Origin of the sequence: Metabacillus sp. 22489 (assembly GCF_052044855.1) — a bacterium.
In the GTDB taxonomy this organism is placed as follows: domain Bacteria; phylum Bacillota; class Bacilli; order Bacillales; family Bacillaceae; genus Metabacillus; species Metabacillus niabensis.
In genome coordinates this window covers 35,017-50,728 of the sequence record NZ_JBQENT010000003.1, presented here as the reverse complement: position 1 = coordinate 50,728, position 15,712 = coordinate 35,017, and the positions used below count along the sequence as shown (strand labels likewise).

11 protein-coding genes are annotated in these 15,712 nt (G+C 37.1%); 6 read left to right on the top strand and 5 right to left on the bottom strand.

What is annotated here, in order from left to right; all coding sequences use genetic code 11:
- Positions 1 to 539 precede the first annotated feature (539 nt).
- The gene (locus tag ACTJJ9_RS02615) at positions 540 to 2,720 is read left to right on the top strand and encodes a YhgE/Pip domain-containing protein (protein WP_145580281.1); all 2,181 of its coding nucleotides are present in this window, start codon (positions 540 to 542) and stop codon (positions 2,718 to 2,720) included.
- Positions 2,721 to 2,812: 92 nt separating this feature from the next.
- On the opposite strand, the gene ACTJJ9_RS02610 is transcribed toward ACTJJ9_RS02615, so the two are convergent.
- Together ACTJJ9_RS02610 and ACTJJ9_RS02605 are read right to left on the bottom strand one after the other, a co-directional pair.
- Positions 2,813 to 3,106 (bottom strand): hypothetical protein, encoded by a 294-nt coding sequence (locus ACTJJ9_RS02610; protein ID WP_440768435.1) that lies wholly within the window; start codon positions 3,104 to 3,106, stop codon positions 2,813 to 2,815.
- 263 nt (positions 3,107 to 3,369) lie between these two features.
- On the bottom strand, positions 3,370 to 4,260 hold the full coding sequence (locus ACTJJ9_RS02605; protein WP_186324087.1) for an AraC family transcriptional regulator: 891 nt from the start codon (positions 4,258 to 4,260) through the stop codon (positions 3,370 to 3,372).
- Between the two features lie 283 nt (positions 4,261 to 4,543).
- On the opposite strand from ACTJJ9_RS02605, the gene ACTJJ9_RS02600 reads away from it, so the two are divergent.
- The 4 genes from ACTJJ9_RS02600 (at position 4,544) to ACTJJ9_RS02585 (ending at position 9,690) form a co-directional block, all read left to right on the top strand.
- Entirely contained in the window at positions 4,544 to 5,821 is a 1,278-nt protein-coding gene (locus tag ACTJJ9_RS02600) for an ABC transporter substrate-binding protein (RefSeq protein WP_145580286.1), read from the top strand.
- Between the two features lie 60 nt (positions 5,822 to 5,881).
- A complete protein-coding gene (locus tag ACTJJ9_RS02595; protein WP_255451756.1) occupies positions 5,882 to 6,799 on the top strand; it encodes a carbohydrate ABC transporter permease in 918 nt (305 codons plus the stop codon).
- A gap of 13 nt (positions 6,800 to 6,812) precedes the next feature.
- Entirely contained in the window at positions 6,813 to 7,658 is an 846-nt protein-coding gene (locus ACTJJ9_RS02590; protein WP_255451757.1) for a carbohydrate ABC transporter permease, read from the top strand.
- 94 nt (positions 7,659 to 7,752) lie between these two features.
- Complete coding sequence (locus ACTJJ9_RS02585; RefSeq protein WP_255451758.1) at positions 7,753 to 9,690, top strand: beta-L-arabinofuranosidase domain-containing protein; 1,938 nt, start codon at positions 7,753 to 7,755, stop codon at positions 9,688 to 9,690.
- Positions 9,691 to 10,249: 559 nt separating this feature from the next.
- Here ACTJJ9_RS02585 and ACTJJ9_RS02580 read toward each other — a convergent pair.
- The 3 genes from ACTJJ9_RS02580 to ACTJJ9_RS02570 all read right to left on the bottom strand — a co-directional run bounded on the left by ACTJJ9_RS02580 (position 10,250) and on the right by ACTJJ9_RS02570 (position 14,359).
- Entirely contained in the window at positions 10,250 to 11,413 is a 1,164-nt protein-coding gene (locus ACTJJ9_RS02580) for an MFS transporter (protein WP_145580288.1), read from the bottom strand.
- A 159-nt stretch (positions 11,414 to 11,572) separates the two neighbouring features.
- On the bottom strand, positions 11,573 to 11,875 hold the full coding sequence (locus tag ACTJJ9_RS02575; protein WP_145580371.1) for an ArsR/SmtB family transcription factor: 303 nt from the start codon (positions 11,873 to 11,875) through the stop codon (positions 11,573 to 11,575).
- A 468-nt stretch (positions 11,876 to 12,343) separates the two neighbouring features.
- A complete protein-coding gene (locus ACTJJ9_RS02570) occupies positions 12,344 to 14,359 on the bottom strand; it encodes a methyl-accepting chemotaxis protein (RefSeq protein ID WP_186324088.1) in 2,016 nt (671 codons plus the stop codon).
- A gap of 653 nt (positions 14,360 to 15,012) precedes the next feature.
- Between ACTJJ9_RS02570 and ACTJJ9_RS02565 the strand changes: the two genes are divergently transcribed.
- Entirely contained in the window at positions 15,013 to 15,693 is a 681-nt protein-coding gene (locus ACTJJ9_RS02565; protein ID WP_145580292.1) for a transaldolase family protein, read from the top strand.
- Positions 15,694 to 15,712: the final 19 nt, after the last annotated feature.

Here is a 15,712-nt window from a genome sequence, read left to right as displayed (position 1 = left end):
TGTTATTTGATTATGTTTTAATGAATTTTTAAGCCGAATACTTAATTGATTTTGACGTTTCTTTCTTTTTCTACTGTGAATGATTGTAAAAGAAATAAAAATGCAAATAATGATAAAAAGAAGAAGCAAATTGACATCCCTCTCTTTCCTTTGTTTATTGTGAAAGGTGATTTATCTACTAAAGTCATTATTTATTTTTATGTATGAATTACCCAGAAATAGTAATATTTTCACATCCAGGTTACGAGAAATCCTGTGAAGATATAATCTTACCTAATTTCCCTATACAAAAACTATACAATTGCCCCGAAATGTGTCTTTTTACATATGAATTAATTGAGTACTTCCCAATTTTCACTGCCGTACTTAGGACAATAGACTTTTATGAAAAAGGATAATCGTCCCATTTACTTCTTGTACGCATTAGCACTTCTTTAATCCCAACAGAGCATAATTCATCTAACAAGAAGGGATAGTAATAAAAAAGGTTGGAAGCTTTAGGAACGTTTCAACGATTCCATGTGAGGTGCAGCATATTGATGAAGAGTGTAAGGATATTTTTTCGTGACTGGAAGACGATTGCTACGAATTGGGTAGCAGCCATTTTAATAGGAGGCTTAATTTTTTTGCCCTCCTTATATGCATGGTTAAATATTGAGGCTTCTTGGGATCCGTATGGTCAGACGAATCAGCTCCCGATTGGGGTTGTGAATGAGGATAAGGGGGGAACGATTCGAGATAGGGACATTGATGTTGGGAGTGAAGTCGTTGAAAGCTTGAAGAACAATGATAGCCTTGATTGGCATTTCACGAATCGGAGCAAGGCTTTAGATAGACTCGAATATGGTGATTATTATGCTGTTGTCATCATTCCGGAAAATTTCTCTGCACAGCTTGCTACAGTTCTTAACGATGAGCCGAAAAAGGCTGAAATCGAATACTATGTAAACGAAAAGGTAAATGCGATTTCCCCGAAAATTACCGAGAAGGGGGCTTCGGCAATAGTTGAACAAATTACAGGTGAATTTATTTCTGAAGTAAATGGGACTATTTTTAGCCTTTTTAATGAGATTGGTGTGACGCTTGAAAAGGACCAATCGGATATCGAACGATTTGAGGGATATGTCTTTCAGCTTGAAGAACGATTGCCTGAAATCAATCGGCTTGTATCAGATGCTTACGACGAATCAAAGGATGGACAAGCACTTTTGAATAAGGCTGGTCAAATGCTTCCGAAGGCAACGGAGGTTGTAGGAGGTAGCCTACATACGATTGATGAAACAACCAAATTGCTTCAAGCAGCAGAGGAAAGACTTAATCAGCTCGCCCCAAAGGTTGAAGCTGATTTAAAAAGGGCGCAGCAAATCGCACATGATATCAATGAGTTTACTTCAGGCCTGCAAGGAAAAGACATCGATATGAGCACAGGTCAGGAGTTAGCCAAGCGGCTGGATGACCGAGTACAAGAGTCTATCGAGCGAATTGGAGCTGTTGAAGCCGCAATTAAGCAACTTCAAGAGCAAAACGGGGAGCCGCAGGAAGAGGGCGAAGCGAATAACGAGTCAGGTGACCAATTAAACCAGGCATTAAATGATTTACAGTCGTTGAAGACTGCCCTGCAATTGATTCAAACAGAAAGCAATGATATCAAAGGCTTTCTTACTGACAAACAAACAGTAATCGACCAGTTCATCACAAACCTGAATGAAAAATCAAAGCAAACCGCAACACAAATTGACGCCTTTTTAAAGGAATATCATGAAACGATAGAGCCAAGGGTATTAGCAGAGGTTAGCTCGGCGAAAAAGACAATGGCAGATGCACGAGCACTATTAATTGAGGCGCAAAAAACGATCCCCGCTGTCGATAAGCTTATTTCCAATACGAAGGGCACATTATCAGAAGGGCAGACATTATTAGTCGATGTTTTAAATGAGTATCCATATGTAAATGCGAAGGTGAATGAATTAGCCGATCGGATTCGTGAATTTCAAAAGGATGCTGATTTACGGAGTATTATCGATCTTTTGAAAAATGATCCAGGTGCTGAAAAGGGCTTTTTTGCAGAGCCTGTCGTTCTAAATAAAAATAGTGTGTTCCCGATTGAAAACTATGGAACAGGGATGACTCCATTTTATACAGTATTATCGTTATGGGTTGGTGCATTGCTGCTCGTTTCCTTGCTGACAACAGAGGTACATCATCATGAAGACTATACAGAAAGACAAATCTATTATGGCAAGCTCCTTACCTTTGTCAGCATTGGTCTAGCACAAACACTCATCGTAACGATTGGTGATATCTTTATTTTAAAGGTAAACATCGTCCATCCGCTTCAATTTGTCCTATTTGGCTTATTGATTAGCGCTGTGTTCATGACGATTGTGTACACACTTGTTTCGGTTCTTGGCAATGTTGGAAAAGCAGTTGCGATCGTTTTTCTTGTCTTACAAATCGCCGGTTCAGGTGGAACATATCCAATTGCATTACTACCGAAGTTTTTTCAAACAATAAGTCCGTTTCTGCCTTTTACGTATGGTGTCGATCTCATGCGTGAAGCAGTTGGCGGCATTGTTCCTGAACGGGTGATGAGGGATGTCCTATTTCTAGTATTATTCGGTGTTCTCTTTCTCATCATCGGTACATTCTTAAAGAAGCTTTTAAACAAGTCAGTCAAACGAATTATGAAGAAATCAGAGGAGTCGGGGTTGTTTCATTAGAGTGGAATGCCACCATCTATCCTTCTATAGAAAAGGATAAAAGGGGCGTTTCTCCTAGAGTAGAAATGTGAGAACCGTCCCTATCCATCCATTTATCCTTTTATGAAAGTCCTCCAGTCATTAATGATAAGCTCTTCCGTTTCAGGATTGTAACGAATTAACTTAAAATGCTTGATAAAGCGTTCCAATAGCAAGCGAACTCTAACAATCGAATAACCCAATTCAACTGCCATTTGTTTTTCTGTAATGTAATACCTTCCAGTTTTTGTCGTATTTGGATTTGTAAGAAGATAGAGATAAAAGTACTTATCGACAGGATCCATTTCCTCTAATATAATCGGGTCTTCCCAAAAATCAGTAAATAACTTTTGATGTTTTGGCATCATCAATCACTATCCTTTCTTTTTTAAAATTCCTTTCATAGAAGATATATAGTGAAAGAAAGAAAAAGGAGCGTATCTTTTCGTATAAATGTGAATAATTTGTGAAAAATTTTAAGGTCTATCATTTGATGGAATGTATTAAGTATGTGGACTGTTAAATAGGCTGGGAATAGAGGCGGGATAATGTGAGATTGGGGACGGTTCTCATACTTCCTACTCATATAGGAAGTGGAAGAGCCGTCTCATTACAGCCACCACTCCCTCGCTTAAATCACCCGATGCTTCGAAAACTGTCTTCGATATTCATTTGGCGAAATGCCCTCCTTTAACTTAAACTTCTTACTAAAATAAGATACCTGATTAAACCCACATTTCTCCGCGATTTGCTCAATACTCTGGTCAGTCGTAATTAATTGAATCTTCGCCTTCTCAATCCGAAGTTGGTATAAATATTCTGTTGGGGTACAGCCTAAATGTTCGATCATACATCTTGAAATATGATTAGGATGAAAGTTTAATGCCTTCCCCAAATCTTTATATGTTATTTTTTCCTTCATATGATTTCTCAAGTAAGTAGCGGCTTTTTCTGCAATGATGACGGAGCGGAAGGAGTGTTCGATTATTTTACTGTTGGCGACTTCGTGTAGTAGTTGTAAGAAGAGCATTTGTTTTTCCCACTCCCAAGAGAATCTCATATCTCCGTCGAAGTATAATAGCTTTTCACAAAGTGAGGTGACAGTTTCCCAGCTTTTTATCAAGCATATTTTTGGAATTAAGAGGGTGAACTTTTTTTCCTTGTATGGGTTAATCGTTTTTCGGTCAAATGATGGTAACTGCTGTTTGGTTAATTGAGTTGATAGAATACCTGGTGCATAGGTCCAGTCACACGGTGTTGTAAAGTGGAACCAGTAGAACTGTGTCATTTTATCACAAGGGGCGAACGGATAGTGGTGTTGATCTGGGCCTAGGATGAGGGCGTTTTTTTCCTCAACTGTGAACTTTTCTTCTCCTTCAATCATATAGAGGCATCCTTTTGTGACGATGATTAAATCGAAAACAGTGATGTTGTATCGATTTGGATGTTCTTCTCCACTTCGATAGGTCTCTTTTCCGCCAGCAATATACATTGGTAGTGGGGGGGCTACGATTTGAATCAAATTCATCACTCCCTATTACATAATGTTTAGATAGTATAAATCCTATGTCCCAACTTGTTCAGATAGTATAAATTCATGTTGAAAACGCTTATATTTTTTGTGAGATTACGAGAGTAAAATAATCCTATACAAATTGAAACAACGGAATAGGGGGTTAGGAGACTTCGACTAGACAATGAGCAAAAGAATTTCAGAAACATGTATGTAGTAGGTAAATGGATGTAGGGCTAAGTTTTTATCAGTTTCTATGAGAGGGTTTACACAAAAGATAGGGGGTACCTCTATGAGGATATCTAGACTTATAAAGTTGACAGTTGTATTAGGCTTAATCCTTTCTTTTATTATAGGCTGTTCAAATAACAAGGAGTCAAATGGTGGTTCTAGTGATTCGGGAGAAATTATTTTAGAAATGTGGACGAGAGAAGCAAGTGAAAAAAATGTCCGCGCTGCTGCGGAGGAGTTTAATAAAGGGGATCATGGCTTTAAAGTTGAAGTTACGTCTTTCCCAAATCACAATCTATCAGACCAATTCGCGAGTGCATTGTCTGCAAATGAAGGACCTGATATTATCTCGATTGATTTAATTCTAGCACCATATTTTTCATCCATTGGTGCATTTCAGGATTTATCTGGGTTTGTCGACTCCTTGGAATATAAGGATCAGTTCATTGATGCAATGTCTCGCTTAGGACAATATGATGGAAAGCAATACGCGGTTCCATTTAGCGCCGATGTGTCAGCACTTTTCTATAATAAGGACCATTTTGAAAAAGCGGGTCTTGACCCAGAGGATCCACCAGAAACATGGCAGGAGCTACGAGACTATGCAAAAAAACTAACGACTGGTGACCAATTTGGCTATGTGTTTAATGGCGGAGATTTAGGTTCATATGCCTTTACATTTTTGCCGATGATTTGGGGGAATGGGGGAGATATCCTGAATGAGGATGGAACCGAATCTGTGCTAAATTCTCCTGAAGCGGTTGAAGCACTTGAGTTTTATAAAGGGTTAACCTATGACGATAAAGTCACGCCACCTGGTGTCATTACGTATACGGGCGGACAATCTGACGATGCATTTACTTCAGGTAAAGCGAGTATGATGCTTGGTGGAAATTTTAATCTTGGAAAGCTTATTACAGATTTTCCTGATCTTAATTTTGGTGTAACGATGATTCCAAAAAATGAAGGCAAAGAGCACTCTTCCTTCGCAGGTGGCGAATTAATTGCGATTCCAGCTGTCTCTAAGTACAAGGAAGAAGCAATGGAATTCATTGAGTTTGCCTTATCTGAGGAGCTACAGGTTGAACTATTCGCAAAAAATGGAACCATTCCTGTAAGAGAGGACTTTTTCGACAATGAGTATTTTAAAAATGAACCTCGATACCAAGTGTTCGCCGAATCTCTTAAAGTAGCAAGTACACCATATACAACGAAGTACACTGAAATATTTAGTAAACCACTGTTAGATGCGATGCAGAAGACATTACAAGGTCAGGTTAGTCCAGAAGAAGCATTTGAAGAAGCTCATAACGAGATTAATAGCATACTAGGAAAATGATCGACAGATGAGGGGGATATTTAGTCCCTTTCATCCCCAAGCTTAAGGTGGTGATTGTTTGTGAATGTCAAAGGGAATGAAAATCTGAATGTAGCTCTTACGAAAAGAAAACGGAAATATAAGCTAAGTCATCTTCTCTTTATTCTCCCAGCAGTCTTACTAAATGTCGTGTTCTTTATTTACCCATTTATTCAGTCGTTTATTATGTCATTTTTTGATTGGCCTTTACTTGGAGAAAAGGTGTTTATCGGAATTGAAAACTACTTGAATCTTTTCAGGGACAAAGAATTTTGGAATACACTTTGGTTTACAACAAAATATACACTTCTTATTACTCCGGCACTTTTCCTAGTAGGGCTAGTCTTAGCATTACTGATTAATAACCGGTTAAGAGGCACCGCACTTTTTCGTGCCGTATATTTCATGCCCGTTGTTATCTCGATGGTTTCTAGTAGTTTAATGTGGCTATGGATGTATAACGATATTTATGGATTAATTAATTTCTATCTCATGGAATTCAAGCTAATTGAGTACCCGATCCATTGGATGGGAAACGCAGGTACATCGTTACCAGCGATATCGTTTATGATTGTTTGGAAAATGGCTGGCTTTACGATGGTGATTTTATTATCAGGCTTACAATCGATTTCCCAAGAGGTATATGAGGCAGCGAAAACAGATGGCGCCACTAAGTGGCAGCAATTTCTCTATGTCACTTTGCCGTTACTCAAACCATCCATCGGTCTATCGTTGATTATCTCAGTCATTGGCTCTGTGCTCGCATTTGAACAGTTTTTGATTATGACAAATGGTGGTCCTTCAAGTACAACGACAACAGTTGTTCACCATATTTACAATACATCATTTAAGTACTTCCATTTTGGCTATGGGTCTGCGATGACGATAATTTTACTCATCATCCTTATTCTTTTGAGTGTCTTTCAAATGAAGCTTTTACGAAGTCCAGAGGAAAATTAAGGAGGTGGAGGTGGTGAAGGCCATTTTAGTTGAGTTAAAAAATAGTAAATTTACCTATCTCATCAATATCATCGTGACGATTTTATTTTTATTACCGTTTCTATGGATTGTCAGCACCTCATTGAAAATACCAAGTGACATCACGAAATATCCACCAAGTTGGATACCAGAAAACCTAACGTTTGATAACTATAGCAACATCTTTACTCTAGAGGGTGGCCGTTTTATTACCTTTCTCGCTAATAGTGCCATTTTAACGATTTGTACAGTTGTAGCTGTAACGTTTATCGGGGCTTTAGGAGCGTATGGATTTTCGAAGCTGAATATCCCGTTTAAGAACATTCTACTCTTGCTAATAATGATTACGCTAATGATCCCATTTCATGGGCTATTAATTCCATTGTTTTCAATTATTAATAATCTAAATTTAATGAACACACATCTTGCCCTTGTACTGATTTATGTGACGTTCCAACTACCGTTTGCGATATTTATGTTGAAAAATTCATTTGATGCAATTCCTAGTAGTTTACGAGAAGCAGCGATGATTGATGGAGCTAGTGAATTTCAAAATTTCTTTCGCATCTCCTTGCCTTTAATATGGCCTGGGTTAGCAACAGTTGCAATATTCTCTGCTTATACAACATGGAACGACTTTCTTATCGCCTTAGTCTTCGCCAATGCTAATGATATGCGAACATTAAACGTCGGACTAACAAACCTAGCCGTCGGACAATATGGAACTGATTGGGGATTACTCTCATCAGGAGCCATCATCGGTTTCCTCCCAATCATCATCTTGTTTCTCTTCCTGCAGCGTTACTTTATTACAGGGTTAACGAGTGGATCGGTGAAGTGAAATGGAGGGATAGTTCTCATGCTTTCATTAAGGAAAGGGAACGTTCCCACTTTGCTCTCCACGCTACCCAAATTCTTGGAATGGAGTCGATAAGATGACAATGACACGCAAACAAGGAAAAAAATTAGTTAAAGTGAACGATGATTTTTGGAGTAAAAAAATCGATGTGATTAAAAACGAGGTGATTCCTTATCAGTGGAAGGCATTGAATGATGAGCTTCCGAATACAGATCCGAGTCATGCAATTGCAAATGTGAAAATTGCCGCAGGATTACAAACAGGTGAATATTATGGAATGGTCTTTCAGGACAGTGACCTTGCAAAATGGCTTGAAGCTGTTGCCTACAGTTTAGAGAATCAGCCAGATCCAGACCTAGAACAATTAGCAGATTCAGTTATCAATTTACTAGAAAAGGCTCAGCAGGAAGATGGCTATTTAAACACATATTACACAATAAAGGAGCCAAACAATCGTTGGACCAACTTGCGTGATAATCATGAATTATATTGTGCAGGGCATTTAATCGAAGCAGCTGTTGCCTATTATCAAGCAACTGGGAAGCGAAAATTTCTCTCAGTGATGTGCAAATACGCAGATTATATTGCTACTGTTTTTGGTAAAGAGGAAGGAAAGCTTCAAGGGTATCCAGGTCATCAGGAAATCGAATTGGCTTTAGTTAAACTGTACAATGTAACAGAAAATGAGGAATACCTGAATCTCAGTAAGTATTTTATTGATCAAAGGGGACAGCAGCCACATTATTTCCGCGAAGAAGCCAAAAAACGTGAGGATACTAAACCATTTTGGTGGAACGACGATTTAGCCTACCATCAATCACATCTACCTGTAAGAGAGCAAACAAAGGCTGTAGGTCATGCAGTAAGAGCAGTATATATGTACACTGCAATGGCTGAGTTAGCGAAAAAAACAGGTGATAAATCATTACTAGATGCATGTAAAACATTATGGAAAAATGTTACACATCAACAAATGTACATTACCGCTGGAATTGGCTCAATGGAGTTTGGAGAGGCCTTTTCATTTGATTATGATTTACCAAATGATACGTCATATACAGAAACATGTGCCTCAATCGGATTGGTTTTCTGGGCAAATAGCATGCTGAAAGTCGAAAAAAACGCAGAGTATGCAGATGTGATTGAAAGAGCTCTCTATAACGGGATATTAAGTGGCATGAATCTAGACGGCAAGAAATTTTTCTATGTCAATCCATTAGAAGTAACACCAGCAGTCTGTGAACATCGTCACGATCACCATCATGTAAAACCTGTTAGACAAAAATGGTTTAAATGTGCCTGCTGTCCACCAAATATTGCTCGCTTAGTTGCCTCAATTGGTCACTATATTTATTTGCAGGAAGACAAAGAACTGTTTATTAATCAATACATTGGCAACGAGGCCCGATTCGTTATCAATGAAGAAAATGTAACGATTAAACAAACTACAAATTATCCATGGGACGGAAAAGTTGAGGTGACTATTAATCTAGCAAGCGATCAAACATTCACCCTCGCCTTCCGCATCCCAGGCTGGGCAAGAAAAGCTGAGATGACGATAAATGGTGAAAAAGTAGATATTAAAGCGATATGCAAAGATGGCTATGTCTATATAAAACGAGAATGGCAAAATCAAGATACAATCAAGTTAGAATTCCCAATGGAGATTGAAAGAATCCAAGCAAACCCAAAGGTAAGAGAAAATGCAGGGAAAATTGCCCTACAACGAGGTCCAATTGTATACTGTTTAGAAGAGGTTGACAACGGAAACCAACTACACCTAATCTCTATACCGAATTCAAGTAAACTAAATACAACCTATGAAAAAGACTTACTAGACGGCGTCGTCACAATTACAGGCGAGGCAATTCGAGAAAATGACAAAGACTGGAACGAAGCTCTTTATCTGCCATATTCTGAAAAAAATACAAAGATCATCTTTAAAGCTGTACCTTATTACACGTGGTGTAATCGGGAACCGGGTGAAATGAGAGTTTGGATAAAGGGAAGCTAGGCAAATGTGGGAAGTGTGGGATGGTTCTCATGCTTCCCCACTTCCATAAAAAGAGGTAAAAGAATCTTTTCTATTTTCAAAAAGAAAAACGGTGAAAAGATTCCACTAAATCACGAACATTCCTCGTCAAAAAACATTGGTCAACTTTTCAAATGCGAACAATTCATCATAAGATTGTATAACATAAAATAATGGCTTACTACAATTAGTAAGACCGTTTTCTTGTTTTTGTAGCTTTTAAAATTAAGATAGATTAAAAAAGACCCTTTAATCCATATTTAACAGGACATACCAAAACTCCATTTTGAAAAAAGATTGATCAAAATGGAGTTACTTTTTTATCTAAATATAAATTTATTGTAAAAAAGTTTAATCATTTCCATAATCCATATTTTGCAAACTCCCTTATTAGTTGTAGAGGAAATTTATTTTTACCTTGGATTAAGCATATCATTTTACTTATCAATTACTCTTTATTATTCCAGTTCATAAATAATTTTTTATTCTAATTTATTAATTTAAACCTGCTTTCCTAATAACTAAGGGGTTATGATTTTTTTTACTCTTCTGGCATCTTGCTTAACTGTGCTCGGGAAAGTGCCAAAGTTACTACAATAGCTATTGTAACTCCTAGTGCGCCTATCCAGGTAACTGAAGATAGTGATACTTTCTCGACAAAAATACCTCCAATTCCTGCACCAGCCGCCATTGCCAATTGCATTACTGACTGATTTAAGCCTAATAATATACCTGATGACTCTGGCTCGATTGTAGCCAAGTTATATTGTTGTGTTGGTCCTGATGACCATGCAGCAAATGACCATAGTATTAATATTATTAAAACACTAATATAAGAATTTGTTACAAGAGATAATAATATTAGCGTAATGATGTGTAACGACATTCCACCTAACAGTGTTTTTTGAACTCCCCAACGATCTGTACTAAATCCACCAAATTTAGAACCGAATAAACTTGCGATACCAAAAATCAGCAATACACCACTTAAAAGTTTTTCCTCTATTCCTGATATATTTAACAAGTAAGGTGAAAGGTAAGTGTACGCAATTGAATACCCTCCAAGCCAGAAAAAAGTAATTGCTAATCCAATTATAACCCTTCTTTTCTTAAGAAGAGCCAACTGTTTAACTAGTGGTACAGGCTTATCACCCTTAATAAGTGGAATAGATGCTCTAATAATTATCATTGCAAGAATTCCCAGCAGTGCTATTCCAGCAAAAATAACTTTCCAACCTAATAAACTAGAAATAATTCTTCCAAGAGGTACTCCTATGATTAATGAAGCCGTAAACCCCATAACCACTGTAGCAATAGCGCTACCTTGTTTACCTTCTGGTGCTATCTTTGCAGCGATAGTTAATGCTGTAACAACAACCATCCCTGCCCCGAGTGCCATAACTACTCGAGCTACTACAAATAATCCGTAACCTGGTAGGATGAATGCCAAGATATTACCTATTACGAACAAACCTAATGAAAAAATCATTAATTTACGTCTATCAATACTAGATGTTATTCCCATAAGAATAGGTGTAAATATTGCATATACAAGTGAGAATATTGTAATTAATTGACCTGCTGCAGCCAAAGTTATTTCAAGTGAATCTGCAATCGTATCTAAAATTCCCGAAATAATATATTCGGAAGTTCCTACTAAAAAGCTAACGATTGCCAAGATATAAATCTTCAAAGTATTAGACAAATGATGTCACTCCTTATAAATTTGTTTTCATATCTACATATCGTTAATCGTCGATATGATTGTTCAAAAAAATATATAGCATGAATACTAGCTATGTATTCTAGCGGAAATGAAACTGAATCCTTCCAAAGAATTCGTAAGGAATTCAGTTTCACTCAGTTATTTCTTTTGCTTCAAGAACTCGGCGATCCCATTGATGGCATCTTCATTTCTCTTGTAATAAGTATACTTACCTATACGGTCAGCCTTTATAAGTCCAACCTGTAAGAGCATTGAGAGATAATGAGATGCCGTCGATTGCGTCATTTCCAATTTTTCTGTAATTTGACTAACGCATACCCCGGTTTTGTTCATATCAATCCCTTCGTGGGGAGTGAAATGGAGATCTGGTTCCTTAAGCCATTCTAAAATTTTGAGCCTTGCTTCATTAGATAATGCTTTAAAAATATCAACTTGTTTCATACAAATCATTGTATCGAGAATTATCGAATTGTCAAGTGCGCACTCTTTCTTCGAACCCATATAGGATTAATTCTCAACAAAATTAATATTATACAATTCATTATATCGAGAATTATCGATGCGTCAAGTGTGAGTGGTATAACTTTTTTATAAACGGTTAAACTTTATTTCAAATCTACAGTTTTAAAACGCTTGATAATTTCCCTCGACAGTCGCATAACCTAGCTTTATATCTGAATTAGTAGAAGATTCAGCATTCCTGAATATATAACAAAACCTCGCGGATCCAATATAACTTGATCTAAAAAAACAAAAAGCCCAAAGAAATAAAAAATACCCTATAAAGTAGAAGTCTACCAATAGGGTACTTTTTAAATTCTGTGGGCATGTTTTTACGAATTATTTCGAAAAGGATAATACTTACTATATTGAAAGTTATAAAAGATCCACCAGACACCATTTAACCCATTAAACCCGAAACTGCTCCACCATTTCCCTTAATTGCTCTGCTAATGTAGCAAGCGATTTAGACGAAGAATCAATCTCCTCCATAGATGCTAGCTGTTCTTCAGTTGAAGCGGCTACTTCCTCTGAGTTAGCTGCATTTACTTTTGCTAGGTTACTGATTTCGGTTGCGGAGCTGGAAGCCTGGTTAACCTTTTCAGAAATTTGCTGGATTGTAAAAGTGATCTCTTCGATTTGTGGTGAGATGGTTTTCATACTGTTCATGATTCCATCAAATTTTTGTGATGTTTCATTTGTAATGTGCACACCTTGTTCGGCATTTTTGGTCACTTCATTCATTACGTTTACCGACTTTTCCGCATCTTGCTGAATGCTTGTAATTAAATCATGAATAAGCTTAGTTGATGCTTGAGATTGTTCTGCTAGCTTACGAACCTCATCTGCAACGACGGCAAAGCCTTTTCCATGCTCACCAGCACGGGCAGCCTCAATCGCAGCATTCAAGGCAAGTAAGTTTGTTTGCTCGGCAATCCCACTGATGACAGTCAGAATCTCACTAATTTCTTTAGAGCGTTGCGATAGGGATGCTATAACTTTATTTGATTCGTTAACCGAGTTATTAATCGATTGCATTTGTGTCAAACTACTCTGAACAAATTGTCGTCCTTCTTCAGCCTCACTTGAAGTTTCCCTTGAAACCTCTGCTACTTTTTTCGTTCTATCCTTTATTCCTGATACAGCCTGCTGAATCTCATTCAACGCACTTGAATTTTCTTCGATTTTCACAGTTGTATGCTCTGAGCTGCTCGCAATTTCCTGTGCAGAAGAAGAAACGGTTTCGGTTGCTTGAGCTGTCTGACCGGCACTTGCTGTTAACTGTTCAGCAGATGATGCCACCTGATTGATCGAATCCTTCAAGCTGAAAATAATCGACCGCAGTGTATTAACCATCGTATTAAAGCTATTGCCAAGCTTTCCGATTTCATCCTTGCCCTTCACGTCAATTTGCTCAGTTAAGTTTCCATTTGCAATCTGATCAGCTGACTTGATTAATGCTGATAATGGGCGAGTAATCGAACGAATGATAAAGGTAACAAGGGCAGCACCAACTAAAACAGATGCAATAATGACGATAATCGTTGTGATGAGAATGGATTTAACCTCTTCGTCAACTTCATCTGAATACATGGTCCCTGCAAGCTTCCAACCAGTTAACTCATTTGTTGTAAAGAACATTTTCTTTTCGTCTTTTCCGTTATGTAGGTAATCAAATGTACCTGCATCACTCTTATACAGGTTATCGTTTTGAACATTTTTAGGTGCTTCGCTACCTAGCTCTTGTTCAGGATGGTAGACAAATTTATGTTCTGAATCAAGGATATAAACATACCCTTCAGTTCCAACCTTGATTTCGCTTGTAATTTTTCCTATCTCATTTAAATTCACATTTGTTGCAACGACACCTTGTCCATCATTCGTTGTTTTTGCAATTGTAATGACAAGATTGCCAGTCGCATTTGATGTATAAGGCGCAGAAATAACAACCTTCCCTTTATTATCCATTGCTAGCTTATACCAATCTCTTACTCTCGGATCATAATCATCAGGGTTTTTCATTGAAGAAGGAGAGTTAATGTATACTCCCCTTTCCGTTCCGACAAAGACCAATTCAAGCTCAGGGTGAACTTCCTTAAAGCGGTCAAGCTCTTTGGACACTTCCGAACTAACTCCGATATTGGAATTTTCTTTCACACTGATCGCTTCAGAATTAATGACAGTTGATAAAAGCTCAACATCTCTCATTTTCGGTTCAATAAATTGATTGATTACATTGTTAAGCAGGTCCACATTCGAATTGGCTGATTTCATCATCTGATCCTCAACCTTTTGTGAAGCCCTTTCGAAGGAAAATGTTCCAATTACGATTGCCGGAATGATGAGAATCAGTAAAAATGAAACCCATAATCTTTTATTAATTGTCCATGTGAAGTTTACTTTTTTCTTCAATCTTGTTTTCAAAACGAGAACTCCTTTATCTTTTATTTTATTGAAATATAAAAAACTGAAATAATTAGGTGAGGGATTCGTGTTGTTAGAGCTATTGAAGGACCTCATTTTACGATTTTATGAATAGTGTAAAAACTAAAATATAGGTCATTGGTTATGTAATTTATTCCGTAAATCATATTTTGGGTGAAATAAGACCTATGACTATTATACTTTATATCGACAAAAATTCATAAAATTTAACATCCTTTTACTCGGAAGGGGGAATGATACCTAGTTTGTATCTAAGGAAAAGGGGTTCTTGAGTTTTCAAAAAAGGTGTTAAATCATCCTGCTTTAACTGTTTTTCTAATAAAATAATCTTTTCCTTCAATGTTTGAAGTTGGTACCTAAATTTTTAAAGAAGCCTAACATAAAAGGTAATGATCTTTTCTTCAGCTTTTACTCCCTTTAACAAGAGAGCTATTTTCACTTTGCAATGTTGAAGCTTGTTTTATTACTTGAAAAGCGATAAATTCAACGTCTAGTAAAATCTTTAAAAAAAGACTTGAACTTTTGAAGTCGTTTTCATATTATATTACTAAAGGTAGTAACTTTTAATTAAAGGTTACTATGTTATGATAAAAAAATAAACATTATAACAAATTTGAGGGAGTGTATGATTCATGAAATATTTTTTAGATAGTGCCATCATGGAAGAAATTCGTTATGCATATGAAAATTGGGGAATTGATGGGCTGACAACAAATCCTAAGCACATTATGAATAGCGGGAAGCCTTTCTTAACGGTTGTAGATGAATTTGCTAGTGAGTTTAGAGGGGTGGATAACTTCCCAATTTCTGTTGAAATCAATCCACATTTGGATGATGCAAAAGAGATGGTTTCAGAAGGGAAAAAGATTGCTGCCCTTTCAGAAAATTTTGTCATAAAAATCCCTTGTACAGAATCTGGTCTTATTGCTGCTAAGGAATTAGGAAAAGAAGGCATTCCAACGAATGTAACACTAGTATTTTCACCAGCACAGGCGATTCAAACAGCAAGAATTGGTGCTACATTTGTTTCTCCTTTCGTCGGCTGGAAAGAGAATAACGGAGAAGATACAAAGCAGTATATTCAAGATATTGCTAGTATTTATAAAACATATGGATTTGAAACAGAGATAATCGTTGCGGCATTAAGAAGTGGTAAGCAAATTGTTGATGCAGCAAAAGCAGGGGCGAATATTGTGACTTGTGGATTTGAAGTGTATAAAAATAGCTTTGAGCATCCTTTTACAGACTATGGTTTGAATGTGTTTAGAAATGCTTGGGATAACACGGTGAAAGAAGAAACAATCGTAAAATAAAAAGGGAAAGGGCTCTTTA